Annotated in this window: 26 protein-coding genes; 2 read left to right on the top strand and 24 right to left on the bottom strand. The window is 70.9% G+C overall.

Features of this window, described 5'->3' with window-relative positions:
• Positions 1-37 precede the first annotated feature (37 nt).
• From ABZZ79_RS22245 to ABZZ79_RS22215, 7 genes are all read right to left on the bottom strand, one after another.
• A complete protein-coding gene (locus ABZZ79_RS22245) occupies positions 38-727 on the bottom strand; it encodes a GNAT family N-acetyltransferase (protein WP_356691262.1) in 690 nt (229 codons plus the stop codon).
• A gap of 188 nt (positions 728-915) precedes the next feature.
• The gene (locus tag ABZZ79_RS22240) at positions 916-1,230 is read right to left on the bottom strand and encodes a tryptophan synthase subunit alpha (RefSeq protein WP_319656446.1); all 315 of its coding nucleotides are present in this window, start codon (positions 1,228-1,230) and stop codon (positions 916-918) included.
• A 111-nt stretch (positions 1,231-1,341) separates the two neighbouring features.
• Positions 1,342-1,701 carry an SH3 domain-containing protein gene (locus ABZZ79_RS22235; protein ID WP_234310093.1) on the bottom strand — a complete coding sequence of 120 codons (360 nt, stop codon included), beginning with the start codon at positions 1,699-1,701 and terminating at the stop codon, positions 1,342-1,344.
• Between the two features lie 288 nt (positions 1,702-1,989).
• On the bottom strand, positions 1,990-2,709 hold the full coding sequence (locus tag ABZZ79_RS22230; RefSeq protein ID WP_356691259.1) for an A24 family peptidase: 720 nt from the start codon (positions 2,707-2,709) through the stop codon (positions 1,990-1,992).
• A 178-nt stretch (positions 2,710-2,887) separates the two neighbouring features.
• Complete coding sequence (locus tag ABZZ79_RS22225; protein WP_356691257.1) at positions 2,888-3,370, bottom strand: hypothetical protein; 483 nt, start codon at positions 3,368-3,370, stop codon at positions 2,888-2,890.
• A 147-nt stretch (positions 3,371-3,517) separates the two neighbouring features.
• Entirely contained in the window at positions 3,518-4,486 is a 969-nt protein-coding gene (locus ABZZ79_RS22220) for an ATP-dependent DNA ligase (RefSeq protein ID WP_356691255.1), read from the bottom strand.
• A 257-nt stretch (positions 4,487-4,743) separates the two neighbouring features.
• Positions 4,744-5,265: a hypothetical protein gene (locus ABZZ79_RS22215; RefSeq protein WP_356691253.1), complete on the bottom strand. Its 522-nt coding sequence runs from the start codon at positions 5,263-5,265 to the stop codon at positions 4,744-4,746.
• A 169-nt stretch (positions 5,266-5,434) separates the two neighbouring features.
• Here ABZZ79_RS22215 and ABZZ79_RS22210 point away from each other — a divergent pair, with 169 nt between their 5' ends.
• Entirely contained in the window at positions 5,435-5,668 is a 234-nt protein-coding gene (locus tag ABZZ79_RS22210; protein WP_356691251.1) for a hypothetical protein, read from the top strand.
• A gap of 3 nt (positions 5,669-5,671) precedes the next feature.
• The gene (locus ABZZ79_RS22205) at positions 5,672-6,154 is read left to right on the top strand and encodes a DUF6233 domain-containing protein (protein ID WP_030841614.1); all 483 of its coding nucleotides are present in this window, start codon (positions 5,672-5,674) and stop codon (positions 6,152-6,154) included.
• A gap of 335 nt (positions 6,155-6,489) precedes the next feature.
• Here the strand turns inward: ABZZ79_RS22205 and ABZZ79_RS22200 are convergent, their stop codons facing one another.
• The 17 genes from ABZZ79_RS22200 to ABZZ79_RS22120 form a co-directional block, all read right to left on the bottom strand.
• Positions 6,490-7,779: a hypothetical protein gene (locus tag ABZZ79_RS22200; RefSeq protein ID WP_356691249.1), complete on the bottom strand. Its 1,290-nt coding sequence runs from the start codon at positions 7,777-7,779 to the stop codon at positions 6,490-6,492.
• Between the two features lie 115 nt (positions 7,780-7,894).
• Positions 7,895-9,376 (bottom strand): DUF2637 domain-containing protein, encoded by a 1,482-nt coding sequence (locus tag ABZZ79_RS22195; RefSeq protein ID WP_356691247.1) that lies wholly within the window; start codon positions 9,374-9,376, stop codon positions 7,895-7,897.
• Between the two features lie 196 nt (positions 9,377-9,572).
• Positions 9,573-13,427 carry a LysM peptidoglycan-binding domain-containing protein gene (locus tag ABZZ79_RS22190; RefSeq protein ID WP_356691245.1) on the bottom strand — a complete coding sequence of 1,285 codons (3,855 nt, stop codon included), beginning with the start codon at positions 13,425-13,427 and terminating at the stop codon, positions 9,573-9,575.
• A gap of 5 nt (positions 13,428-13,432) precedes the next feature.
• Entirely contained in the window at positions 13,433-13,870 is a 438-nt protein-coding gene (locus ABZZ79_RS22185) for a hypothetical protein (RefSeq protein ID WP_356691243.1), read from the bottom strand.
• 12 nt (positions 13,871-13,882) lie between these two features.
• Positions 13,883-14,320, bottom strand: coding sequence for a TadE/TadG family type IV pilus assembly protein (locus ABZZ79_RS22180; protein ID WP_030841633.1), 438 nt, complete (start codon positions 14,318-14,320; stop codon positions 13,883-13,885).
• Positions 14,317-14,739, bottom strand: a complete 423-nt coding sequence (locus ABZZ79_RS22175) for a TadE/TadG family type IV pilus assembly protein (RefSeq protein ID WP_030841636.1) — start codon at positions 14,737-14,739, stop codon at positions 14,317-14,319. The genes ABZZ79_RS22180 and ABZZ79_RS22175 overlap by 4 nt, the downstream gene beginning before the upstream one ends.
• A complete protein-coding gene (locus ABZZ79_RS22170) occupies positions 14,736-14,933 on the bottom strand; it encodes a hypothetical protein (RefSeq protein ID WP_030841639.1) in 198 nt (65 codons plus the stop codon). Before ABZZ79_RS22170 ends, ABZZ79_RS22175 begins: the two co-directional genes overlap by 4 nt.
• 27 nt (positions 14,934-14,960) lie before the next feature.
• On the bottom strand, positions 14,961-15,860 hold the full coding sequence (locus ABZZ79_RS22165) for a type II secretion system F family protein (RefSeq protein ID WP_319656436.1): 900 nt from the start codon (positions 15,858-15,860) through the stop codon (positions 14,961-14,963).
• Positions 15,857-16,786 (bottom strand): type II secretion system F family protein, encoded by a 930-nt coding sequence (locus ABZZ79_RS22160; RefSeq protein WP_356691239.1) that lies wholly within the window; start codon positions 16,784-16,786, stop codon positions 15,857-15,859. The genes ABZZ79_RS22165 and ABZZ79_RS22160 overlap by 4 nt, the downstream gene beginning before the upstream one ends.
• Complete coding sequence (locus tag ABZZ79_RS22155) at positions 16,783-18,348, bottom strand: CpaF/VirB11 family protein (RefSeq protein WP_319656434.1); 1,566 nt, start codon at positions 18,346-18,348, stop codon at positions 16,783-16,785. Before ABZZ79_RS22155 ends, ABZZ79_RS22160 begins: the two co-directional genes overlap by 4 nt.
• Positions 18,345-19,166, bottom strand: a complete 822-nt coding sequence (locus ABZZ79_RS22150; RefSeq protein WP_030841650.1) for a hypothetical protein — start codon at positions 19,164-19,166, stop codon at positions 18,345-18,347. Before ABZZ79_RS22150 ends, ABZZ79_RS22155 begins: the two co-directional genes overlap by 4 nt.
• On the bottom strand, positions 19,166-19,852 hold the full coding sequence (locus ABZZ79_RS22145) for a flagella basal body P-ring formation protein FlgA (RefSeq protein WP_356691236.1): 687 nt from the start codon (positions 19,850-19,852) through the stop codon (positions 19,166-19,168). The genes ABZZ79_RS22150 and ABZZ79_RS22145 overlap by 1 nt, the downstream gene beginning before the upstream one ends.
• A 19-nt stretch (positions 19,853-19,871) precedes the next feature.
• The gene (locus tag ABZZ79_RS22140) at positions 19,872-20,780 is read right to left on the bottom strand and encodes an ATP/GTP-binding protein (RefSeq protein WP_356691234.1); all 909 of its coding nucleotides are present in this window, start codon (positions 20,778-20,780) and stop codon (positions 19,872-19,874) included.
• A gap of 14 nt (positions 20,781-20,794) precedes the next feature.
• Positions 20,795-21,373 (bottom strand): hypothetical protein, encoded by a 579-nt coding sequence (locus ABZZ79_RS22135; RefSeq protein WP_030841656.1) that lies wholly within the window; start codon positions 21,371-21,373, stop codon positions 20,795-20,797.
• Positions 21,374-21,895: 522 nt separating this feature from the next.
• Complete coding sequence (locus ABZZ79_RS22130) at positions 21,896-22,426, bottom strand: hypothetical protein (RefSeq protein WP_356691232.1); 531 nt, start codon at positions 22,424-22,426, stop codon at positions 21,896-21,898.
• 314 nt (positions 22,427-22,740) lie between these two features.
• Positions 22,741-23,712 carry an MBL fold metallo-hydrolase gene (locus tag ABZZ79_RS22125; protein ID WP_356691230.1) on the bottom strand — a complete coding sequence of 324 codons (972 nt, stop codon included), beginning with the start codon at positions 23,710-23,712 and terminating at the stop codon, positions 22,741-22,743.
• Between the two features lie 68 nt (positions 23,713-23,780).
• Entirely contained in the window at positions 23,781-24,653 is an 873-nt protein-coding gene (locus ABZZ79_RS22120) for a helix-turn-helix transcriptional regulator (protein WP_030841667.1), read from the bottom strand.
• Positions 24,654-24,697: the final 44 nt, after the last annotated feature.

The raw sequence follows: 24,697 nt of genomic DNA, 5'->3' as shown, positions 1-24,697 counted from the left end.
GTCAAAATCGGGGGGCGACGGGCCGCTCTCATTCCAATTACCTCGTTGCAGTGGAGCGCCCTACATCGAAAGGGATACTTCGGCCGCACTGCGGAACGATCGTGAGAGGTATTGCACTGCTCCCGCCATATTCGATCTCGCACTCCCTGTGAGAGGCGTCCTCCACCTTCCAGAGATTCCCGTAGGAGTAATGCCGGGGGACGAGCCAGCTGGCGAGCTCGGGGATTTCTTCTGCCTTGCGTTCTAAGGCGTATGAGGTGTGCCCTCCGGGGGACGACACCTTTCGGATGAGCTGGAAGTTCTGCTGCTGGTAGTACTCGGCGAGAGCGGGGGAGCTGCAGTCTCGCCGTACGCGGCTGATGCCCTCACGTGCCGCGAGGTCGACGGCCCAGTCGGCGATGAGGGTGCCGAGCTTGCGGTGGCGTTCGGCGGGGTCGGTGACGGTGCCGCTGAGGTAGTAGGCGGTGTCGGCGGCTTCGGCCGCGGTCCAGGTCCAGGGCGCGGGTGTCCGAAGGATCGTGGTGCAGCCCAGGATCCGGTCGCCGTGTTCGGTGAGGACCCACATCTCGCAGGGGTGCCGTGTGCAGTTGCCGGCCAGCTCGTGGACGTGTCTTCCCCAGCTGTGCCAAGTCGGGAGCTGGTTGGCTTTCATCCAGTCGGAGCGGGCCTGGATCATCGCGGCGAGGCCGGGTTGGTCGTCCGGTGTGGCCGGGCGCATCGTGAGCATGCGGTCCGCTCCTGTGTGTGCTCGTCCACGAGCGGGTCAACAAGTTGGCGCTGGGCGGAACCTTAGAGGCCTACTGCCTGGTAGCTACAACTTTCCCGCCATCGCGCTTCGAAACGCTCGATGAAACATGCCGGTACGTGGAGGGATGCCCGGTCGGCGCTCTCTGGTGGTCCGTCAGCTCGCGGATGTCAGGCCGGGGCGGGCCGTGAACTCAGTAGCCCGTGGGTGAGGCGCTGGGCGAGGAGGGCGGCCTGGAGGGCACCGGCGGGGCCGGGGGCGGAGTCGAGGGCGCGGATGAAGGCGGAGCCGACGATGACGGCGTCGGCGTAGGTGCAGACGCGTGCTGCTTGCTGGGGGGTGGAGACGCCGATGCCGACCGTGCGGCGGGTGAGGGTGCGCAGGCGGTCGACGAAGGCGGGCAGGCCCGGGTGGAGGGAGCCTTCACTGCCGGTGACACCGGACGGGTTCCGGGTGCGGGTACGCCGACGGCGGCCCGGGGTCACAGTGGGCCGGGCCGCCGTTGCGTCGTCCTGAGCCTGTACGAGGTGACGGCTCAGGCGTGAGAGGGGGCCGGGAGAGCTCGGGTCAGGTCGTCTCTGCCGGCCGGGTTGGGGTCAGTCCAGCTGCATGGGCACGTTGATGTACTGGGCGGCGACCCAGCCCTTTTTGCCCTTGTGGGCGCCGGACTTCACGGTGACGTAGCCCCAGGCGCCGGGCTTGCCGTTGTCGCCCTTGTTGCACTGCCAGTACACGTCGGTGCCCTTGGAGAGCTGGCCGGTGGCGGTGTAGCCGGTGCCCGGGCCGGTGCGGAACTTCACCGTCGTGTACACGTCGGTGTTGAGCTTGATCTGGTGGGTGCAGGCTCCGCTGCCGACGGTCGCGGCGCTGGCGGTGGACGCGGTGGCGACGGCGCCGCCGAGGAGCAGTGCGCCGGTGGTGGCCACGGTCGCGACGCGACGGGTGAGGGTGTTCATGTGCGGCTCTTCCTGGTGTCGTCGGCCAGAATTCCCTCGCCTGTGTGCGCAAGGCTTCTTCACCGCGGTACTTACGGGCGGTGAAGACGGGCGAAGAAGATCAGGAACGTGACAGGTTCGTCTTCGTTCCGGACTCGATCTTCTTTCTGCGCGGTGGAGTTGACCAGGCTCGGTTTGTTCCGTGAATCCGCATTCCGGAAGGGCGGGGTCAGGTATGAGCCGTTCCGGAATGCGGTGTGCAGGAAGAGGAATTACAGGAAGTGGTATTTCCGGGAATCCGCAGCGCGGTCAGGCCGCGGTGACCGAAACGGCGAGGGCCCCAATGACCATGTAGGGGCCGAAAGCGACGTGCGTGCGACGGGCACGGCCGACTGCCATCCGCGCCGCCTCCGAGACCGCGCCGACGACGAAGCCCGCGGCTGCTCCCCAGAACAGGGCCGTCCAGCTGCTCCAGCCCAGGAGCGCTCCAAGGGCCGGTGCGAGCTTGACGTCTCCCAGCCACATGGCGCCGGTGAACGCGATGAGGAGGAAGCCGGCGGTGAGCACGGCAGCGGCGGCGGCCGCGCGGCCCAGGCTTCCGGGCTCGCCGGCCAGTTGGGCCGCGGTGAGCAAGAGGAGCGTCCCGCCGCAGGCGGGGAGGGTGAGTACGTCGGGGAGACGTTGCACGGCGACATCGATCAGGGCGAGTGCGACACCGCACGCGGCGACCCAGTACTGGGCGGCGGCGAACCAGCCGCTCGCCCCGCCCGCCGCGATCACGGCGAACGCCACGGCGGCTGCCGCCTCCGACGTGAAGGCGTGTGGCCCGATCGCCTGTGCGCACGCCGGGCAGCGCCCGGAGACGGGCAGCACCGGCAGTCGGCTTCCGAGGACGCCGCTGCCGCAGTGCGGGCAGTCACTGCGTGCGGACGCGGGTGCCGGGACCGAGCGGGCGAAGACCACCGGGCGTGCCGCAGCACCGGCCAGCGCTCCGACGGCGGCGATCAGGGCAGCACTGAGGACGGACAAATGAGACTCCTACGTGCACAGCCCGGCCTCCCCGTGACGGGCCGGTCGGCTTCGACCCTACGGCCCGCCGTTACGACTCCCACCGGCCCGCCTCCACGGGGCTTCTGCCGCCCTGAGCACCGGGCCCGGGCGGGGGCCCGGCGGGAGCTGATGGAACGTGCCGTCGTACGCCGCCGGCTCATGCTCCCCGTGAGCCGGCGTCGAGCGTCTCCGCCAGGCTGAGCGCGGCCAGGACCTGCACTTGGCCCTCTGCCGGCTTGAGGGTGCCGGCCGCGGTCGCCTCGGCGACCCGGGCCGCGTGTTCCAGTGCCATCGCCACGCCGGTTGGTTCCCGGTATGTGGTCAGCCATTCGAATCCCGCGCGGAGCGCGGCCGCGAGGTCGCCGTCGTGGTCCTCGGGGCCGTTCGTGGTTAACGCCCGGAGCCACAGGTCGGCATGGGACTGCACGATCGCGGCGAACGGCCGGTAGTCAGTGACGGTGCCACACCGGCCTCCCGCGCCCTCAGTGCCGCGCCGCCCCGTCCAGTTGCTCGCCAGCCACCGGTGGCGATGGCAGACCTCAAGCCGGTAGTCCACCGGCCGGTCCCGTGCCCGGGTGCGGCGCTCGACGACGACGGTCGACGGAGCGGTGCATGTGGTGATCTGGCGCAGGACCGGCACAGCGGAACTCCTCCTGGTCGCGGGTGAAGTTCTGATCATGACTAGGGGAGAGGCGCGCCGTCGTCCACGATTGGGCGCTACGGCTGTGACCCGGCTCTCACTCTCCGGCCCGACGGCGCAGCACGAGAGCGATTCGGCGAGCGGCAGTCACTCCCGGATGTCGCCGGGAGCCATGTCGTCCCGCAGCCGCAGGTAGCGCACTGGGTGCCGGTGCCGACCCAGGTCAAGCGCTGTATCGGCGTCGACTTCGGCTACGTGCTCGGGCACCACGGGCTGGAAGACCAGCAGCTCCTTCGTTCCCCATCCCATCGAGAACTCCCGGCCCCACCAGGGGTGCTCGGCTCCCGCCGGGCGCAGGACCGCACCCAACTCGATCGCCGCCGTGCGGGACAGCGGCGTGGAACGGGCGGCCAGGCGCAGCCGGCCCGCCGCGTCGAGCCGGCCGAGCAGGAGGCTCCGGGGCGCGGTCACGGCGCCGGTGACCGCGCCGATGATCCCTTCCACCGTGATACGGGTCCGCAGCTTCAGCCACCCGCGCTCTCCGGGCCGGTACCTGGAGTCGGGATCCTTGATCACCACACCCTCGATCCCGGCCGCCCCCCAGACCGGGTCCAGCCAGCCGAGGGCGAGCTCCCGGTCGGAGGTCTGCGGGCACAGCGCCCACGGTGCCGTCAGCCGGCCTCCGGCGAAGAGGTCCTCCAGGGCGGCTCTGCGCCGCCGCAGCGGCTCATCCAGGAGGACCGCGCCGGACATCTCGAGCAGGTCGAAGACGATCAGGTGGGCCGGCCGCTCCAGCGCCGCCCGCCTGGCCGTGGCACCACGGCGCCGGGCCCGTTCCTGCAGCGCGGGAAAGTCGAGCCCGTCAGCTCCCCACACGACCAGCTCGGCGTCGAGGACCGCTTCGATGCCGAGCGCGGCTGCGGCCTCGACGAGCTCCGGGAACGCCGTGCCCAGGTCCGCGCCCCGCCTGGACTGCAGGAACGGCTCCGGACCGGCGAACACCAGCGCACGGAACCCGTCGGCCTTCTGCTCGAACAGCGCGGACCTGGCCCCCGCAGAGGGCAACGCCGAGACGGAGCGGGCCAGCATCGGCTCGACGGGCGGAGACAGGTGCACCCTCCACTCCTACGCCCCTCGCCCACCGCCCGCGCGCCGGGCGAACGGCTGGCCGAACTGCCACCGCCCTGGCCGGACCGCAGGCGTGGCTGAGGAATACCAGCAGCGCGGTGCACTCGGCGAGGACCTGGACGGCGAGCGCCGCCCGCCTGATCCGCGCGGCCGACGCGGCTACGGCGATGAGCAATGGCACCGAGCTCGATCCCCCATTCGAAGACTCACCCGGCAATGCTCGCCGCCGCACAGCAACGCCGTCGTCAGGGAGCGACGCCGGCCTTGCGCCACGCGGTGAGGACTTCGGTCACCGCGTGGACCGCCTCCGGGGCGTCGCCTTGATTGAGGGCGAGGTGTGTGGCGAGCGTACGGACGGCGGCGATGCCGAGGCACAGGACGGCGAGCACGCGCTCCAGACATGCGACGAGGCCGTGCAGATCGGTGTCCCAGGCGTGGAGGTAGCGGGAGAGCAAGTCGGCCAGCCGCGCAGCTTCGACGTCCCCGTCGCGCGCACGTACAAGGGCCCCGTGGCAGTCCCGCACCGCGCGCAAGGCGTACTCCGGCACCACCATGATCCTGAAATTCTCATAACCGTGATCCACCGTGGGGCAGTCCTCGACCCGATCGGCAGCGATCTGCCAGAGCAGAGGCGGCAGAAGGTATCGCTCCTCGTCACCAGCTGCCGAAGCGGCTGCCTGAACAGTCCGCAGGGCCTCACCCACCAACCGTGCCTCCTCGCTCCACTCGACGCTGGACGGGAGGAGAACAGGACGGTCATCGCTCATTGTCCGAGCCTAGCGGCTCGCCCCTCCCCGAATCCGGGAGACGAACGCAGGCAGTCCGCCCATGGGCTCGGTGGCACCACGCGTGCTCCTGTGACGCTCGCGATCACCCGCGCCCAGGTCCGGAGCGCCGCACGTGACGAGTAATTCGAACACGTGATGCAATTGCTTTATGCAGCAGTACCCCTACCCTGACGATCTCGTACAGGCACAGATCGCCTGCCACCGCGCCTACGGGGCGCTCGCGTCCGCACCCCGCGGCTCCTCTACCACCCAGCGTCGCCAGTTGCTGCACCTGTCCGCCCGAATCCTGTTCCACCCCTACTGGGCGGGGGCCGGCGGCAGAGCCCAGCTGGAGGGCCTGCGCTGGTACGCCCGAGCGCTGGAGCAGACTCGGGCGGCGTAGCCGGTGAACGAGCGCCCGGAGCCGCCGCCTGCCCGGATTCTGCTCGTCCTGCCCGACGAGCAGACCGTGGAGGTACGCCTGTACGAGAGGTTCAGAAGCGCCCACGGACACCCGTGGCGCTACCGCATCGGCATGCCCTCATGGGTGGCCACGCGAGACGGCGTCGAAGCTGCCGAGTACTCGGTCTGGGTCACCGACCAGCAGTTGCGGCCGATCGACGGAGTCGACCTGTCGAACATCCCGAACCACCGAGACCCGAGGACCCTGCCTCCGCCCAAGCCGACCGGCTGGATCGTCCGGCCCGCCGGCCGCCGCGGCACGGTCGTCCATGACGCCGCCTGCCCGGCCGCGGCCGGAGGCGGACGCGAGATTGGCACACTCGAAGCACTGGATGCTCTGATGCGGCCGGGAGCGGAGGCGTGTCATAACTGCCCGGCTGCCGAAATACTCATCCCCGCCCTGGAACTGGGCCAGGGCTACGGCTGAACCTCGCGCACCCCCGGCACCCCCGCGTGCGGGGCGCTTCCGCCCTCGGCGGCGGAGCTCCCCTCACGAGACCCCTCGCCGATGTACACGACCGCCGACGTCTTCGTCGACCCTCCCGCAACAAGGCCTTCCACCCGTACGGGCGGGACCTCTCCCGGCGTGCCGGACCTGCTGCCCAGCGCCATCTCGCGCAAGAGGTCCAACGAGTCGGCCAAGACCAGGTCGCGCGCCATGCTGTCTGCTGTCTCCACAGATATGCCCTCCCGACGCGGCCGGTCGCGGCCGCGTCGTCAGTCTGTCACCACGCTCGGACATCCCGTGCCCGATCGCCCGGGTCAGCACCCGTACTTTTCGAGCACCGTCCGGGTCGCCCTGTCGAGCGGGCGCAGCGGGTGCGTGCTGCCGTCCTCGGCCGGTCCCAGGCGCAGCGTCGTGCCTCCCTCGACGGGGGTGACGGTCAGCACGCCGTCGTCGACCATGGCCTGGACGGCGTCGTGCCGGTAGGGGCTGGCGGCGAGGCATCCGTCCGCATACTCGCGGTCGTAGCGGTCGTACGGGCCGGCGAAGTAGTAGTCGGCGACGGGCCCTTGGCCCTGCCACACCGTGAAGGCGAGCACAGCCGCGGCGATCCCGGGGACCGCGGCCCGGGGACCGGGCGCGGCGATCAGCTTCGGTCCGTGCCGGTAGATCAGGGCTGTCCCGGTGCAGGCGATGAGGCCGGCCGCCAGGAACAGCAGCGTGTAGTGGGACAGCAGGTCGGCTCGCTGCCCGAAGGTGAGCGGGAGCCCGGTGCACGCGAGCACCAGCCAGCCGAGCCCGGCCAGTGTCGCGCCCTGGTAGCCGTTGAGCTTGGCCGGCCACTTCGCCCGGTCCGGCACCAGCTGCTGCTCGCGTCCCACCCAGCGGCCGGCACCGCGCAGTCGTCCCGACTCCGGCGATACGCCTTCCGCCCGGTGCTCGACGAGGAGAGCGAGAACCGCGTCGCCGAAGGCGAGAGCCCTGGCGTGCACGGCTGACCGGTCGGTGCTCAGCCGGTTGAACTCGGCCTCCCGGCCGGGCTGGATCCGCGTAGCGGTGGCCCCGCCGAAGGGAAAGGCACGGTTGAGGGGATGCCCGGGGCCGGGGAACCCGGGCAGCGTGGGCGCCGTCCGCCCAGCGCCGAGCAGACTGGCGGCCGGGCTGCCCGTCCGGTCAGGGATGTACGACTCGTACAGCCGGTTCACCTGCCGTTTGCCGCGAAGGCTGGCCTGCAGTGCCTCGGCCTGGTCGATGACGGCGGTGAGAAGAGGGTCGGACGGGGCGCTGCGCATCCGTGCGAGGGCGGCGTCCCGGGGGACGGCCCGCCACACCCCGCCGAGCCGGTCCAACACCTGGTCCTTCCACACATCCCGCAGGCACGGCCAGACGCGGGCGACCGGCAGCCGCCTGGGCGGACGCCGGTCGCTGAGGTGCGCGCGCAGCAGCGTGCTCGCGCTGCGCAGATAGTCAGTCTCGGCCACGTAGGAGATCGCGGCGGCGGTCGTGCGCTGCCCGCTGGGAACATCCTGCACACGCTGGGCGGCGGCCCGTGCCGCGTCGCCCTGGGCGCTCAGCTCGGCGATCGCCCGGTGCCAGCGGCTGCTCACCGGCCGCCCCCCTTCTGTACCCGGTGTGGTGTCGCCCATGAGGCTACCCGCACGGTCCGACACGGCATTCTCCCCGGCGCGGTCCTACCGGCCGGGGAGGTGGGGAGCCGGGCGGTCAGGCCGCTACCGGCTGGTGGGACCAGTTCAGGTCGACGTGGGTGGCACCCTCGCGGACGACGATGGGGCCGTGCTCCTTCTCCAGCCGGCGGTACTCGTTGCCGCCGGAGTTGGGGTTCTTGTACCCGGCCCACTTGCCCAGGTCGGCCTGCGACAGGGCAACGCCGGCGGCCTGGTGGGCGACGTAGATCCGCTCGGCCCGCTGCCGCTGGGTGAGGTTCTTCGGCAGCACCGAAAGGTCGATGTCGATGCTCAGCCGCTCCCGTGCCTCTTCGTCTTCCTCGTCGTGCGGCGGGGTGTCGTGCTCGGGATCGGGCTCCTCGCCCTCGGGTTCCTCCTCGTCGCCGGGGGCGTCCTCGCCGCCACTCGGCAGCAACTCCTCCTCGGCGGGCTGACCGGCGGGCGAGCCCGTCGCGGCGGGCTCGGCAGGCTCTCCCTCAGGTTCCGGGACCTGCTCTGCTTTCGGCTCGGGCTCTGCCTCCGGCTCGGGAACGGCCGCAGGGCGCGGCTCGACCACTGCAGTCGGCACCGGGGCCTCCTTCGTGGCTGCCGCATCCTCTTCGTCCAGCGGTGGAATGGCCGGCGCGGATGCCGAGGCACCGGGTGGGGTCACCGCGGCCACCGGGGCCTCTTCGGCCTTCCCGGCGGCGGTCTGCGGGGTGCTGGCCGGCAGCGCGTTGACCGGCGCCGCGCCGACCGCGGCGGTGTCCACGAGAGCGGTCGAGTCCGCCCGCTCCAGGGTCACCTCGGCTGCGGCGGCGGTCGGATGGGGGCGCTGGGAGCCGATCACGCGGACGTTGTCGACGGTCGCCAGGAGCTCGGACCGCCACGCCTTCCACATCTTGACCGGCGCGCCGATCGGCCAGGGCAGCCACAGCAGCAGGCTGTAGCCGCGGTCCTGATCGGCCTTGCGGCGCTTCTGCCGGCCCATGATGACCTGCTCGATCTTGTAGAGCAGCATCTCGAGCAGGATCGCGTACACCAGCGGCGGGACCACCGCGAGGAACGCACTGCCGGCTCCCGCCCCGGGGGCGTGGAGCAGGTTCATCGCCGCCGAGGCGGACACGAACGCGAGCAGCAGGATCCGTGTGATCGCGCTGGACCGCAGCGTCAGGGCTTCGAAGAAGCGGATGAGGGAGAGGCTGAGGGCGCCGGCGTCCAGGAGCAGCGCGAAGCCGGTCGCCGCGTCCCAGTCGCCGCCGTTGTGCGCGTGGGCGTATTCGCGCTGCGCCCCGAAGCTGAGCCAGGCGGCGATGCCCGCGAGGACGAACATCATCAGGCAGCCGATGCCGAGCGCGATCACGGCGAGGCGGCGCTGCCAGGCGTTGCGGCGCTGGAGGGCGAGCTCGGCACGCTCCTCGGCTGTGGCGTTCTGCTCGGCGGCTCTGCGGCGGCTGCCCAGCAGCAGGGCAACGGCCGTCGCGGCACCGATCCCTGCCACGGCGAGGCCGGCGGACAGCGACCACTGGAAGGTGGTCATCGGCAGCTCCCTTCCCTGGAGCGGGCCGCCTGGGTTGCGGGCCCGGCGGGCGGGACGGCGGCGTGCTGCCGGCGGCGGCTCATGTGCGTGGTCTCCTTCGTCGGATGGTCGGCCGAAGAGGCCCCTCGCTCTCTACAGGTGTGATCGAGCGCTGCGGTGTGACACCGGAGGTCGGTGAATTTCGGGTGGGTCGTGGTCATGAGGCCGCGGACCCCAAAGTGGGCTTGTTCCTCTCGCCCTTGAGGAGCGTGCGCAGCAGGCCACGGGTCTCGGGCGAGGAGTCGACACCCTCCTCGGCGTTGATCCGGGCTAGCTGGGCGGCGGCGCGCTCCAGGCCCTCGCGGTCGCCCATCTCGTGGCAGATCGTGAAGAGGTCCCTGTAGAGCAACTCGCTCTGGGAGTCCACGAGCATGCCCTTGGTGACAGCCTGGGCTGCCGCCCGGTAGTCGCGGACCTGGCGGCGGCGTTCGGCGAGCTCGTGGGCGACGTCGACGATCGCGCTGATCATCTCCTGGATGTCGGCCTCCGCCCAGGAGTACTTGGAGGGGTCGATGTCCGCGAAGGGGCGTCCGCGCACGAGGGCCAGGGCGTGGGCGAGGGCGACGTCGGCGTCTTGCCCGTCGTGGTGCATGCCCTGCTGGTACAGCTCCTTGAACCGGTCCCAGTCCGAGGTGACGGCGGGTCCGAGCCGGTAGACGCCGTCGGTGACCGCGGGAAGATAGGCGCCCCGGGGGTCGTCGGCGGGCACGTGCGGGTTGGGGCCGAGCCAGGAACGTAGCCGCGACATCGCGGTGTTGCGGGTGCTGGAGGTCTTGCGCAGCCCGGGCCAGATCGCGTTGTCGAGGTCCTGGCGGCCCAGGCCCGGGTGCAGCACGAGCCAGGCGGCGATCTCCAGAAGGTGGTTGCGCCGGTTGCTGCCCACCCGGCCCTGCGCGCCGGCCAGTGTCACCGGGCCGAGGACCTGGACCTGGGGGTCTTCGGGTTCGGCCGGCGGGGTAGCCAGCGCGGCCAGCACGGTGGAGGTCGCGGCGCTGGGACGGGGGATGATCCGCGCTTCGGTCGCTGTCGCGGCTGCCGTGGTCTCGCCGAGCGTGGCCGCCGTCAGGCCGGACTCGTCCTCGTCCGTGTTGTCGGCCAGGGCCGAGTCCGCTTCCTGCGTCGCCTCCTCGTCCGGGCCGTCGCCGAGCGCGGCGGCGGACAGACCGGAGCCGGCCTCTTCGTCGTCGGGCTGAAGCGGTGAGTCGTCATCCCGCTCGCCGAGCACTTCGTCGAGGACCCTTTCGAAGTCCTGCTCCGGCTCGGCGGTGTCCCGTACCTCGGCACCCAGCGCGGACGCCTCCTCGGGGTCGTCTTCCTCAGCAGGTTCAGGTGTCTCCCAGTCGGTGGGCTCGCCCGTGGAGTTGCTGTCGGTGTCGTCGACCGGCTCGTCGAGGGCGGGGGAGCCCGCGACTGCGGGGGACAGGGCGCTGCCGTCCTCCTCCTGCCAGTCGTCGCCGCTGCCGGTCAGGGCGTCGTCGTCGGGCGTACGGGCGGCGGAGAAGTCAGTGAAGCTCGGCAGAGCGGTCGCCAGGCCGCTGCCCTGGGTGGCGACCGCGGTGGTCACTGCAGGAAAGGCGGTTGTCTCCGGAGCGAGCGCGGAGTCCTCGCCGACGGTGAAGGTGGGGCGGGGGCCGTTGGTGTCGGCCGGGCCGGTGTGCCCGGTCCACGCCGGCGGGGGGACGTCGTCGGTGCGGCTGGAGGTGGCGATCAGTTGGACGAGCCGGTCGTAGGAGTCGGCGTCCAGGTGCTGGAGCTTGACCGCGAGGTCCAGGTCGGGCAGTTCGACGATGGTGCCGGGCTGCGCGGGCAGGGTCCAGGCGCCGGGCAGGTCGAGTTCGCCCCCTGCGGCGGTCACGACCGCGACCGAGGTGCGGGGCCGGGAGGCGAGGAGGTCCTCGAGCTCGGCGGCCGCCGAGCCTGTGGGCGGGGCGGTCGCGATGAGGATGCGGGGGATCCAGGTGTCGCCGCCGTCCTCGACCAGCCGGGCAGCCCGCAGGTGGTCGTGGCCGCCGTTGGCGAGGGCCTGGCGCTGGAAGGCGTCGTGCGTCTGGAGGTCGCTGGTGGCCGGGCCGAGATCAGCGTGGTGCTCGATCTGGTCGGGGTAGAGGTGGTGCAGGTCGCTGCCGGCGCCGGCGAGGAGGACCTGCGTGTCGGGCGCCAGCTGGGAGGAGGCGAGTTCGACGGCGAGGGCGAGCATGACCGCGCGGACGTCGGCCGGGCTGCCGGCCAGACGCAGCAGACCGATGGCCTCCAGGTTGACCAGGACCGCATCGCCGTCCTCGGTCTCGCCGAGGCTCACCAGGGCCGGGTAGGGCACCGTGATGTCGGCGGCCTCGTCCTCGTTGAGGAGCGCCGCGCCGCGAGCGGGGCACACCCACACCGTCGGGTTGTCCTCATGCTCGGTGAACGGCGCGACGGGCGGGGTGACGGCGGCCAGGTGGAGCTCGATGCCGCGCGCGGTGATGCGCATCGCCTCGACCTCGGGCAGAGGCCGGCCGGCCTGGCGGCAGTTGGCGGCCAGGGTGCGCAGGGCGCGGTCGGCAAGCGCGGTGCCGGTGATGTCGGACGCCACGCGCAGCTGCTTCTCGAAGTCGGCGGTCGCACCGGAGGGCATCGGGATGCGCCGCTTGGGGCGCCGTCGGCGCTGCTGGTGCGCGCGTCGGGTCGCGACGACCGCGAGGACGGCCGCGGCCAGGATGCTCCCCGCCGCGGCGATCGTCCGCATGCTCGTGTCGCCGCTGTCGCCAGCCTCCGCGGTCTCGTGCGCCTCGGGCGCCTGGGTGGGCGTGCCGTGCTGCTCCCCCTCGCGGTCGGGCGCAGGGCTCTGCTCGGCCGGCTGCTCGGTCGGGGTGTCCGGCCGGGCGGTCGGCTGCCCGCCGTCCTGCCTGTCCTTGTCCGCGCCCTGGCCGCCGGGGGTCTGGGCCGTCTCGCCCTTCTCCCCGTTGTTGTCGGCGCCCTGTCCCGGATTGTCCTGGGCGGGCGGCTGCGTCTGCTCGGCGCCGGGCCGCTCTTCGGCCTTGTCCTGGTCGGCGGGCTGCTCGCTCGGCGACTGCGCCTCGTCCGGCTTAGAGTCGCTCCGGTCGCTGCCGGCGGCGGTGGGGATCTGCAGCTTCCAGCCGGGATAGATCTCGTCGGGGTCGCCGAGGGCGCGCCCGTCGTCCTGCTTCACGCCCTTGTTCGCTTCGACGATCCGGGGATAGTCGTCGGCGTCGCCGAGCTCGTCCTGGGCGATGCCGGTCAGCGTCTCGCCCGCGCGCACGGTGTGGGTCTCGGTCGTGGCGGCCTTGGAGCCGGCGGTCTGTGCCCGGGCTCCGCCCTGGTCGGCGGTCGGCTCGGGGGAGGCGTCGGCGGGCAGGCGCAGGGTCCAGCCGGGCTGCAGGACGGTGGTGTCGGCGGTGACGAGGGAGCCGTCCGACTGGCGTACGCCTTCGTTGGCGTCGACGATCCGGTGCCACTCGATTCCGGCGCCCAGGCGCTTCTCCGCGATGTCCCAGAGGGTGTCGCCTTCCTGGACGTGGTGAACGGGGCCGTCCCAGGACGCGGAAGAAGAGGATGCGGCCTTGGTCGCGGTAGCCGTCGCGGAGTGGGCGTCGGCGGCCACGCTGGCCGTGGCCACGGTGGCGGGGGCTGCGCTGGCGGGGGTTGCCATCGCGGTGCCGGCCGGCAGCAGGACGAGGATGCCGCCGACGAGCGCGCCGGCGAGCTGCTGGGATCCGCCCAGCATGCGGATCCGGGGCGCCCGGACGTTGCGCAGCGCGGCGCCCGTCTCCAGGACGACCGAGACCACGAAGCTCAGCCAGCCGTACCAGCCGATGAGGGTGACGGCGCCCAGGAACAGCTGGCCGGAGTCGGGACTGGTGAGCGCGGCGGTGATCTCGTCGAAGGCGGGGACGTGGTCGGGCAGGACCCCGATGCCGAGCAGGACGGCGGGCACGCCCGCCAGGAGCGCGACCAGAGCCACCAGGGCGAAGAGCGCACGGACCAGGGTGGCGGCGGTACTGCGGTTTCTCATGAACGTCACCCCTTGTAGACGAGGTTGGCGCTGCCGTGGCCGGTGACGGACCCGCTGGCCCCGCCGAGGAACACGGCGTGATACGACTCGGTCACGGTCACCTCCAGGGACCCGCCGTCCTCGCTCACGCTCACCGTGCCGCTGACCCCCGCGTGGCTGAGGTAGGTCCGTGCCGCGGCGACGGCCGCGTTGCGGTCGACGGTGATGCCTTCGCCGGAGATCGCCTTGCCCGCATCGACGGCCTGGCCGCCGGCTCGGGCGGCCTCGTGCGCGACGCCCTCGGCGTGGGTGAGCGCTCGCAGCCTGCCGGCGCCGTCGTAGACGAGCGCGGCCACGGCGAAGAGCGCCACGATGGTCACGAGGGCGAACACGCTCATCGCTCCCCGGTCGTTGCGCAGGGCGCGACGGATCCGGTGGGTGAGGGCGAAGCGGGCGGGTGGCATGCGGTGGTCCTGTCAGCCGCGCTGGCGGTAGGAGTCGATTGACGAGGTAAAGCTGCTGGTCAGAGTCTTGGATCCGGGCAGTCCAGGCAATCCGATATCCGAGAGTCGCACCACGCAGGTCACCGTGGCGGTGGTCGAGGCGGGCTCACCGATCGGCGCGGAGAACCCGCCGGTGGAGACGGATATCGAGGTGGACGTGCACTGCAGTCCCTGCTGGCTCAGCACGTTGCGCGCCATTTCCGATCCGGCGGAGCTCGCGGCACCGCCGTTACGTTCCAGCGAGGCTGCGCGCGCTGCGTTGCGGGCCGCGGTGTCGACGGCGTTGTCGGCGGACCCGATCCGGCCGAACGCGATGACCAGCAGCAGAACCAGGATGAGGACGGGAAAGAGGATGACCGCTTCCAGCGACAGGGCGCCGCGGTCGTCGCGGAGTCTTTCGGCGATGGTCACCGGGCCTCCGTGATGCGCTCGGCGGCCGCGTCGGCGTGCTGGTCGATCCTCAGTTTCAGGCCGGGGATCATCGTGTCGACGTAGCCGGTGACACGGATGGTCACCGTCGCTCCCTTGCTCCCGCTTACGGACGTGCCGGAGATGCTGCCCCCGGCCCTGGAGAGGAATTCCCGGGCCTCGGCGGTGCCGGTCCCTGCTGACGCTCCTCGTACTCGGGCGGACTCAACTCCCAGCTGTGCGGCGGACATCGCCACATTGCGCGCGTGCCACCACAGGCCGACGTGTACGACCATCAGGATGATCAACAACACGACAGGGAAGACGATGAGCATCTCCAGGGACACGGCTCCGCGGTCCCGCGCGTCGCGCTCGACGAGCGCGCGGGACCAACGGCGCAGAGTCCGGCGAAGTCGGATCACTTGATCTCGTTGGCCTTCTCGTTGACCTTGGTGAGGATGACAGCGGCGGCGATCGCGGCGACGACTACGAGGCCCGCGACGATCATCATCGTCTCGATCGAGATCGCGCCTCGGTCGTCGCGGACGTTGCGCAGCCGCTCGATCCGGGCGCTGAAGAAGGCCTTCAGAAAGGTGAAGTTGGGGTCGTTGCCCATCGTGGATTTCCTTGTCTCTTACGGGAGTTAGCTGGCCATGATCCGCGCGATCGCGGGATAGCCGATGTATACGGTCATGATCAGGACGAGCATCGCGACGGGCATCACCATTTTTTCGGAGGCCATGTTGGCCTGTGCCTTCGCGGCGGTGACCAGGGCGCCGGAGAGCGACTTGGCCTGCGCGCCGAGGGTGTCGCCGACGGCCGCGCCCTCCTCACCGGCGATCGCGATGATGTCGGCCGGCGCGCCGAGTTCGGGGACGTCGAGTTCGAGTGAGAGCCGCTTGAGGCCCTCCCACGGGCTGATGCCTTCGAGCTCGGCGCGGGTGATGGTGTCCCGGATCTTCGCGAAAACCCAGCCCTCGCCCACTTCCGCGGCCCGTTTCAGGGCCTGGGTGGGGGCGGCGTCCGCGGCGCGTTCGAGCTGGACGAGGCGCAGGTATGCCTTGACGGCGTACCGGAAGTCGTCCTTGGCTTCCACGGCCTGCTGCTTGAGCTGCAGGTCCGGCAGGAGCCAGAAGACGATCGCGAGGCCGAGGCCCGCCATCGCCGGAATCGCCACGGGGAAGGGGTAGCCGGCCAGGTTGGCCAGCCCCACCGCCAGGACGGGCAGCAGCAGCCCGTACAGCGCGAGGGCGATCTTGCGCCCCAGGTGCGCGGCGGGAGACCGGCCCACGAGCTCCAACTGCTGGCGGGGCAGGCGAAGAGTGCCTTCCCCAGCTGTCCGGAGGAGGAGGGCGCCGGCCTTCTCCATGAGGGAGTTGGGCTGGCTGTCGCGGTTGCGGTCGAGGTTCTCGAGCCGGGTGGCGTCCATGCGGGACAGGACGTCGCCGAGGTCTGGCCGTCCGGGCAGGATGCCGCGGGCGGCGATGACCAGGCCGAGGCCGGTGACGGCGCCGCCGACGATGGCGTAGGGGGAGAAGATCACGGCGCCTCCTTGGCGATCTGGCCGCCGGAGCGGTCGGCCGGCGACAGGAACCGGGGCGCGGGTTCGAGGATCGCCATGCGTCGCATCCAGATCTTGACCAGGACGAAGGCGACGGCGACGAAGGCCAGGACGAGGTGCCCGGCAACGGTGTCGTAGGGCTCGACGTAGGCGCCGGAGAACGCGGTGATTCCGAAGATCGCCAGGCAGAAGATGGTCACCCAGCGGTCGTTGGTGCGGGGCTTTTGCCGGTCGGCCTCGACCTCGCGCCGTGAGAGCACTTCATGCTGAAGGGCCTCGGCAAGTTCACGCAGCGCCTTGCTCAGCCCGCTGCCTCGGTCTTCGACGTGCAGGATCAGCAGAGCGGCGACCTCGTCGACCATCGCGTCGTTCAGCTCGTCGGCGAACGCACGGTAGGCGTCCTGGGGCACCCATCCGGCCTGCTGCCGCGAGACGAGGAGGCGGACCTCCTCGCGGATGGCGCCCGGGACGGTCTCCAGGCTGCGCTGGATCGTGGCCTCCAGGCTGACGCCGACGGTGTGGATATCCGACATGCGCCGCACCCACTCCTCGATCGCCTCCAGCTTGTCGATCTGTGCCTTGCCGGAACCGGAGGTGTTCAGCAGCCAGGGCAGGCCGATGACGACGGCGACCGTGACCAGGCCGCCCATCAGCCAGCCGGTGAACAGCCACACGCCAAGGCCCGCCACCGCAGATCCGACCAGGCGGGTCTGGCCCCGGGCCCACCATGAGGTGGGGGTACGCGCGTCCTTGACGAAGACGGCCCGGATCTTGCGCTCCAGGCGGCTGCGGCGGCGCACCGTCGTCGAGGGTGCCCAGCCGACGCCGCCGGCGACCGCCAGGGCAAGTCCGCCGACGGCGGCGAGACCGCCGAGCGCGGCGAGCAGGGAGCCGAGGGTAAGCGTCACAGCGGCATCACCGTTTCCAGCGGCGCGCTCCAGCTGCCCCACGGCCGCTGCAGGACGGTGCGGTCCAGTCCGGCCCGGACGAGGTCCTCCAGGCAGCTCTGGGAGATGTTCCCGTGGGGCACGGCCCTCGGCTCGCGGCGCCCGTCCTGCTCGCGGGGAGCGAAGACCATCTGGTGAGAGGGGCGACCGCCCTCGCCGATGCCGGTGATCTCCATGACGTGGCTGACGAATCGGTGCTTGCGCCCCGGCTTGCCGCCCCGGTCGACGAGTTCGGTTTCGTCGACCAGGCGTACGTAGACGACGAAGTCGACGGCCTGGGCGATGAGCCGGTAGGCCAGGGCCTCGGTCATGCCGATTCCGGCTTCCAGGCACAGGGTGGCCAAGCGCTCGATCGACAGCTGGGGGCTGCGGGCGTGCAGGGTGGCCATCGACCCGCCCTCGCCTTCGTTCATCGCGTGCAGCATCGGCACGACCTCTTTGGAGCGGACCTCGCCGACGATCACGCGTCGCAGCGACATGCGCAGGAGCTGCGGGAAGAGGTCGGACAGGGTCAGCTCGCCCTGGAGTTTGCCGTCCGCGCCGCGCTCACCGTTGGACTCGCGTCCTTCGTAGGCGACGACTTCAGGGCCCTCGGGGTCCTCGTGGAGATGGAGCTCGTACTCCGACTCCAGCGTGCCCACGCGCTCGGTGCTCGGGATCTCCCGGGCCATGGCGCGCAGCAGGGACGTTTTGCCCACGCCCTGGGAGCCGACCACGATGATGTTCTTGCGGCCCTTGACCGCGGCGGTCAGGAAGTGCGCGAGCGAGGCGTCGATCGTGCCCCAGCGCACCAGGTCGTTCAGGCCCTGACCGCGGGTGCGGTGGCGCCGGATGACGATGCTCGGCCGAGGCGTGACATACGCCGAGGCCGCCAGACGCGATCCGTCGGCCAGCCGGAGGTTCAGGTTCGGCGTGGCCGGCGTCAACGCCCGCTCGCCCTGCCCCTGCATGCGCGCCAGGTGGTTGATGAGGTTGATCAGGTCGCGGTCGGTCTTCGCGATCGGGTCCCAGGTGCGTGTCGGACGGTCGGCGTAGTCGACGCGCACCTTGTCGCCGTAGATGATGATGTTCTCGACGTTCGGGTCGTCCAGGAGAGGCTGGAGACGGCCGGCGCGGAACAACTCGTCGAAGACCGCCTCGCGTACGGCACGCTCCTGCTGGGGCGTCAGGTCCGAGCCGCTGGCCGCGTACTTCGTCGCCCATTCCGAGACGACCTGCCTGATGATCGACTGTCCGCGCTGTCGGCGGTCCTGCTCGGTCATGGAGGCGTCGGCACCGGCGGCCTCGCCGATCTTCATGCTGGCCTGTGAACGCAGCTCGGCGAGAACCTCGTGACCGACCGGGAGCGCGGTCGGCGCCGCGGTGTCGGGGACCCGGACGATTCCCTGAGGGAGGCCGGCCGGAGAAACCTGTGCGGGCACGGGTCGAAGAAGCGGCGCGTCCTGCGTGGGGCTCTCCTGGAGCGCCTGGGCGAAGAGGGCGGTGTAGTCGGGGGCCGGGGTCTCCGGCCTGGTGTCGGTCATGATGCCCTCCCGGTGACCACCTGCATTCCTGCCGGCCGCAGCTGCACGCGCCGCCTGGTCACCAGCTCATTGATCGTTTGGTGGGCCGTGCGCGCGGACCGCAGAAGGGTGCGCGGCATCTTCTTGTAGGCCCCGTGCGTGAAGACGTCGGCGCTGTCGGGATCCCACGCGAGCATGCCGACGACCGGCGCCTTCAGGTGCTGCTGCACCTGGCTGGAGTTGAAGGACCCCTCTTCGATCAGCAGCAGCCCGAGCGCGTCCGAGCCCGTGCCGTGGTGCGCCAGTTCCTCCCTCAGGACCCGGATGGCGGGCGCGGCAGCCGCGATCGAGGCCTGCGTGGTGCGGACCACCATGAGGACGGCGTCGGCCCGGTGCAGCAGCGGCGTCGGGTAGCGGGTGGTGGACAGCCGGGTCTCGGACTCGGTGAGGATGCGGCCCGCATCGATGATCACGTCGTGGCCGGTCTGGTCCATCACGCCGAGCAGCCGGGAGATGGGGTCCCAGGTGCGGTTGAGTGATGCGGCCTGCGTGGGGTCGGTCAGTCCGGGCAGGAGCATCCGCTGGCCGGTGTTGTCGCGGTCCAGGCTGACGAAATGATGGGAGAACTCCCGTGCGAGGGTGCCCTGACGGTCCGCGGCCGCCAGGCGGTGCAGTCCGGTGGCTGCGCTGCCTTCTCCACCCAGGTAGCCGGCCCGGATCGTGCCGCCGGCGGGGTCGGCCTCGACCAGCAGGGAGGGCTTCGGCGACGAGAGGGCGAGCGCGAGCGCCGAGCAGGTGACGCCGCTGGACTTTCCCGATACCAGTGCGATGACCGCCATCAGCTCGTCGCCTTCAGGACGATGGCCACGTCGCCGCTCGCTGCCCAAGCGGCGAGCGACGTGCTGTTCACCTCGGGCGCGGCAACGTCGACGACCACGGCGCCGTTGGCGTCGGGCGCGCCGACGCGGGACACGACGGCAGGAAGACTGTCCGGGGTGGAACCAGCCTTGCTGGAGGAGGCTGAGGCGCTGCCGTCCTGCGGGGTGTGGACGATGGTGACCGCATCACCGGTGCGCAGCTTCTGGATGGGCAACTGGCCGGGCTTGGCGAGAATGCCCACCACCGACTTGCCCTTGGTCACGCTGGATCCGTCGCTCACCGAGTCCTCGGTGACCAGCACGCCAGCCGGCAGGTCGGATACGGCCTGCTTGCCGATGATGTCGGAGGCGTGGGAAGCGGATAGGGAGCGCAGCTCGCTGCCGTGGGATATCTCGGTGGCCACCAGATCCGACGCCTTGATGCTCTCGCCCGCCGCAATGGGGTGCCGGGTGGCAACGACCGAGACCTTGTCACCGGCTTCGTCGACCAGCCACACCGACACCAGGGCGCCCACAGCGGCTAGCGCCAGGCCGGCGCCGACGACCACCGGGCGCCGGCGGCGGCGCGGGGCGTCGTTGGTGATCGGCAGCAGCACAGGTGCGGAGCCCGGCTCGGATGGTGCCGTCGGCTGCTTGGTTCGCGGCATTGTGATGGTCTTCCTTGCGCTAGTTGACAACCTGCAGCTCGCCGACGCGCGCTGTGGTGTTGGACGTACGGATCTCGTCGGGCAGCGTCCCGCTTGCACCGTTCGACGCCTGCCAGGTGACTTCCCAGGAGCTGGTCGCGGTGACGGTGAACTTTCCGCCCGGCTGACCGGCGGAGACCTTGGTGTAGCGGTACCCGCAGTCCGGCGAGGACTTGTCCCCGTAGGCCTTGGAGTACTTCGTGCCCGCGGTCGTGCACGTGACCGAGCCGCCGTCTCCCATGGAGTAGGTGATCTTGGTGACACGGGCCGTGGCCGTCACCGACAGTCCCGGGACGGCGGCCGTCGCGCTGTTGGGACCCCAGGTGGTGTCGCTCTTGTTGTTCCACAGCCAGACGGGCATGCCGACGAGACCAGGGGCGTCCGGACCCGGCGAGCTGCCGATGTTCGCACCGAGCAGGGTCATCTTGTCCCGGGCCTGACGCGCCAGCACTTCGGGGTCGGGGAGAAGACCGGCAGGCGGCTCCGTCAGCCAGACGATGCCGCCGACGTCGTTAACGATGCAGTCCCTCAGGTAAAAGGCGCCGGGACCCGTAGTGTCTGCCCCGTTCATGTCCGTGTGACCCGGGCCGGACGGCGGCTGGGGATCCATGAGCTCGTAGAAGCAGCGGTCGGCCGGGTTGTACCCGGGCAGGCAGGGGATCTCGGTGTCGTCGGTGAGCTTGCACATCCCGTTGCCGCCCCCGCCGCCTTCGCCCCCGCCGCCTCCTCCGCCGGTGCCGCCACCTCCGCCCCCACCGGGCTTGCCGGGCGTTCCGACGTCGACGCACACGTCGACATCGGAGCAGGGGCCGGCGCCCTTGCCCGCGTAGGCGAGGCCAGCCGGCACCAGGGCGGTCAGTACGGTCAGTACCGCAATTACGCCCAGCACGCGGGCAGAACGGATCAGCAGCCCTTCGTGCGATCGGCTGTGATCTTCGTGACGAACCATGTGTCGCCCTCCAGCGTGGCTTGGGACGTGACGGGGTACTTCAAACGCTGGTCCGCGAGCTTGAGCTCCTTGCCGGAGTCCTTGTAGACGGGCTTCCAGCTGGTCGCGTCGAAGCAGTCGGTGACCGTTGCGGTCTTGCCCTTGGTGTCGACGGCGGTGACCTGAGGCTTCATCTCAGGGCGGCCGGTGAACTTGATGCCCATCGACTCGTTGCGCAGGACCGACTTCTTGAGATCGGTAGCGGCATCGCCCCTGGCGTACTTGGCCAGTTCCTCGGTGTGCAGATCTCCGTCCGAGGCCATCTTGATCTGGATCTCACGCATGTTCGTGTACGAGGCGAGGACCTTGTCCTTCGCGGCCTGGTCCGGATCGTTGGACGGCGTCGAGGAGGCAGTGGCGGAGGGCGAGGAAGCCGTCTTCTTCTCGGGTGTGTCGGAGCCGCAGCCGGCCAGAGTGCCGGCTGCGACGGTGCACGTGAGGACGGCACCTGCGAGTCGCAGGACGTGGGTGCGGTGGTGGGTGGTCGAAGCCATCGGCAGATCCTCTTCAGGAGTCGGGTACGGGCGCTGGCGCGCGCTCAGGGCGGACAAAACGCGGCGAGGTGAGTCCTCTACCGCGCTTCGTCGGCTCTGGAGGTGCACGCCAGGCCAGGACCCGGCGAGCCTACGGCCACGGCCCGGGGCCAGTGCTTGGCTCCCAGCCGCGGCAGGGTCGTCGTGCCGCGGGTGAGCCACGACTGACGAGGTGCCAGCGTGTGAAGAGGGCCGCTTCGCACCGAAGCCTGGATGGTCGACTCGGTCATCCACCCGGTTTCCGACCGGAGGTCGGCCGGTCGTAGCAGTGATGCGGACCCGGATGGCACGAGTCCAGTTTGTAGATGTCGCAACGCGATTTCCCCCTCGCGGTCACGGACGCCGCGTCTCCCACAACGTGATCAGTCCGAGCCTGATTCTGGCCAGAAAGATCAGAGGCAGCCAGGCTCCGTTTTTTCCGGTAGCAGCACTTCCGGTATATGCCTCTGGCGCGGGCGGTTTTGAAACGCTGTGGCCAGGACCTCAGGGCTTGATCAGCAGGGCCGGCCCCGAGGCCCGCAAGGCATTCCGGGCAGTCTCCTGGTCGGTGCCGGTAATGGCGTTAAGTCGACGTTCGACGAACGGGGTGGAGGGGTGGTCCTTGCCGTAGACCGACTGCAGCAGCGCCAGGAGGGCCGTTCCGGTCCGGACGGCGTCGGGCGCGTTGGTGACGGTGAGCCAGGAGGCCGCACCGTTGTGGGCCTGCCGCCGGATCTGGTGGTGTGTGGCATCCAGCAGGCGCTGCCAGGCCGCGGCGGTGTACACCGAGAGCTCGGTGGCCATGGCGGGGTGCCCCGCGATCTGGGCGCAGAAGGCGACGAGCTCGAGGGCGTGGAGGGTGTAGTTGTGCAGGGGGCCGTGACTCTCGGCGAGCTCGTCGCTGATGGCCTGGGCCGCCGCCAGGGCCTCTTCGTGGTGGCCGGCGCGGAGGGTGTGGCGGAGGGCCTCGATGCGAGGGACGAGGAACTCGGGGACGGCGGCGGGGACCGGCAAGACAATGGCTGCGGGGCTCATGAACTCTCCCTGGAGCGAGGCGGCTTCGAGCGGATGCCGCCGCCGGGGGGCCGGCGACGGCATCCGGAATCGAGTCCAGCAACGGCGTGCTGCTCGACCGCGCACGTCAACGGGCGTGGGAGGGCCCTCGGTGCCTGGGCGGCGCTCCCCCGTGCGTGCACGGCGCGCCGACGTCGGTAGTTGACCGCTTGGGCGAGCCCGGGGGCAAGCCCCCAGGCTGCGCTCGCGGTTCATATTTCAATGATCGGAACGGAGCGGGCCGCGCTGTTTCACCAGCCGGAATTCGCGCCGTGCACGGCTGCCGGGTGAAGGGTTCAGGGTGCGAGCGGGCCGGCCGAGGAGCGGTCCCAGGCGATGCGTGCCGCGTGGTCCATCAGCTTCAGGAGGTCCGGGGCGGCGGGGTCCTGGTCGAGGTGGCGGTATTCCGTGCTGAGGGTGATGGCGAGCCGCTCGGGGAGGCCGAGGCCGGCGTAGCGGTTCTCCTTGATCAGGATGCGTGCGGCATCGACGGCGGTCCGGCCCTGGCCGTGCATCACATACGCCTGGTCCGCGAGGTCGTCGAGGTAGGCGATGTAGCCCCGCAGGTCGTCGGGGGTCATGAGCGGTCCGTGGCCGGGGACGATCCACTCGGGGTCGAGGTCCAGGATCCGCACGCAGGCGGCGGTGACGCGCTCCAGGGGGCCGGCCCAGTGCGAGGGGTGGTCTCCCGCGAAGACAATGTCGCCGGCGAAGACTACGCGCTGCTCGGGCAGATGGACGATGAGGTCGCCGACGGTGTGGGCCGGGCCGACCTCGTGCAGCTCCGCGGATATCTGGCCGACTTCGAGGTCGTGGCGTCCGGTGAACGTCGTGGTCGGTGGGAGAACCTCAATGCCCGCGAAGTCGAACTTGCCGAAGTGCTCCCGGAAGTACCAGCCGAGGGGCTGGCCGGGGTCGGTGTCATGGATGAGGGCCTGCAGCTGTTCTGGTTTCGGCTCCAGGCACTGGTGCTCAAGGGCGGCGTGGGTGGCGTAGACGTCGGCGCCGGGGAGCTGCTGAAGGCCCCAGGTGTGGTCGCCATTGGCGTGGGTGACGGCGACCCGGTCCAGCGGGACGTCCGGGCCCGCGGCTGAGCGGACCGCGGTGAGGAAGGCGTCGGTCAGGGCGGGTGTGTAGGGCGTGTCGATGACGAGGGCCTGGCCCCCGGAGACGACGAGACCGCAGTTGGCCAGGCCCCAGGTTGCCTCGTGGCCGGGCTGCCAGGCGAAGACGCCGGGCGCGATCTGCTTCAGGTCAGTGGCTGCCATGGGCATGCATTGTGCGTGCCGCGGCCGCCCGGAGGAAATCTCTCCGCCGAAGCGGCCGCGCGGCGGCGTCACATGTGGGGCACGAACGGCAGGAGGAAGAACCGGGCGCCCGGGCTGCCGAACGGCTGGGCGGCGCACATGGTGACGGTGCCCAGCTGGGACGGCGCGTGCCGGTCGCAGCACCGGGTGCGGTGGTCCTCGGTGCCGCGCGGGGTCACGTAGCCGGCGTGCCGCATCGGCCGGGCGTCGCCGTCGGGGTGGATGTACGCGAGGCTGTGGTCGCGGTAGATCGGTCCCGCCACCGGGTCGTCGTTGACCTCCTTGTCGAGCTGCCGGAGGTCCGCGTTGTCGGGGTGCGCGGCGACGGCCGTGCGCAGCTGGGCTGCGACCTGCGGCGCCCAGCGCGTGTCCCAGTCGACCAGGTGGTGCTCGCGCGCGTCCTCGCGCAGCAGCATCCACCGGATCAGGTTGCGTTCGGGCAGCTCGGGGGACTTTCCCTCAGGCTGGGGGAACATGAGCTTGAAGTCGTCGTTGGCGGCGAGCACGTTCCAGGCGACGTCGTTGATGTAACAGGGCTGCCCGGACACGCCGTTGACAGCCACCTGCCACGCCGGATCCACGTTCGTCCCAGCCATCGGGTCCATGGGGAACGGCGGCTCGTAGCCGATCGCGTAGACGTAGAGCGCGGTCCGCTCGCGCTCTTCCATGTTGAGCACCTTGGCCACGTTGTCGAGGAACTCGGTGGTCGGCTGGGGCGTGTTCCCCCGCTCGAACTCGGCGTAGGTCTTCTCCGTGACGAACAGCGCCTGTGCAACCTGCGCCTGGGACAGTCCGCGGGAGCGCCGGCCCCGGCCAGTGCGCTTGGGCCAGCCGAGCTCGACCGGGTCTATCTCTCCGCGCTTCCATTGCAGCAGCTGCTGCAACGCCTCCTTCTGATTCAACTTTGCACCCTTCCCCGTGTTGCCGTCCTCGTGCCGACCCCGCG

It is taken from the genome of Streptomyces sp. NPDC006458, assembly GCF_040612135.1.
Classification (GTDB): Bacteria; Actinomycetota; Actinomycetes; order Streptomycetales; family Streptomycetaceae; genus Streptomyces.
This window is presented reverse-complemented; position numbering and strand designations above follow the sequence as displayed.

Bases quoted from the DNA above. Each gene is read 5' to 3' on its own strand.
- ABZZ79_RS22245 (WP_356691262.1), bottom strand. From the start codon at position 727: ATGCTCACGATGCGCCCGGCCACACCGGACGACCAACCCGGCCTCGCC.
- ABZZ79_RS22235 (WP_234310093.1), bottom strand. From the start codon at position 1,701: ATGAACACCCTCACCCGTCGCGTCGCGACCGTGGCCACCACCGGCGCA.
- ABZZ79_RS22215 (WP_356691253.1), bottom strand. From the start codon at position 5,265: ATGAGCGATGACCGTCCTGTTCTCCTCCCGTCCAGCGTCGAGTGGAGC.
- ABZZ79_RS22210 (WP_356691251.1), top strand. From the start codon at position 5,435: ATGCAGCAGTACCCCTACCCTGACGATCTCGTACAGGCACAGATCGCC.
- ABZZ79_RS22195 (WP_356691247.1), bottom strand. From the start codon at position 9,376: ATGACCACCTTCCAGTGGTCGCTGTCCGCCGGCCTCGCCGTGGCAGGG.
- ABZZ79_RS22190 (WP_356691245.1), bottom strand. From the start codon at position 13,427: ATGAGAAACCGCAGTACCGCCGCCACCCTGGTCCGTGCGCTCTTCGCC.
- ABZZ79_RS22185 (WP_356691243.1), bottom strand. From the start codon at position 13,870: ATGCCACCCGCCCGCTTCGCCCTCACCCACCGGATCCGTCGCGCCCTG.
- ABZZ79_RS22170 (WP_030841639.1), bottom strand. From the start codon at position 14,933: ATGGGCAACGACCCCAACTTCACCTTTCTGAAGGCCTTCTTCAGCGCC.
- ABZZ79_RS22155 (WP_319656434.1), bottom strand. From the start codon at position 18,348: ATGACCGACACCAGGCCGGAGACCCCGGCCCCCGACTACACCGCCCTC.
- ABZZ79_RS22150 (WP_030841650.1), bottom strand. From the start codon at position 19,166: ATGGCGGTCATCGCACTGGTATCGGGAAAGTCCAGCGGCGTCACCTGC.
- ABZZ79_RS22145 (WP_356691236.1), bottom strand. From the start codon at position 19,852: ATGCCGCGAACCAAGCAGCCGACGGCACCATCCGAGCCGGGCTCCGCA.
- ABZZ79_RS22135 (WP_030841656.1), bottom strand. From the start codon at position 21,373: ATGGCTTCGACCACCCACCACCGCACCCACGTCCTGCGACTCGCAGGT.
- ABZZ79_RS22130 (WP_356691232.1), bottom strand. From the start codon at position 22,426: ATGAGCCCCGCAGCCATTGTCTTGCCGGTCCCCGCCGCCGTCCCCGAG.
- ABZZ79_RS22125 (WP_356691230.1), bottom strand. From the start codon at position 23,712: ATGGCAGCCACTGACCTGAAGCAGATCGCGCCCGGCGTCTTCGCCTGG.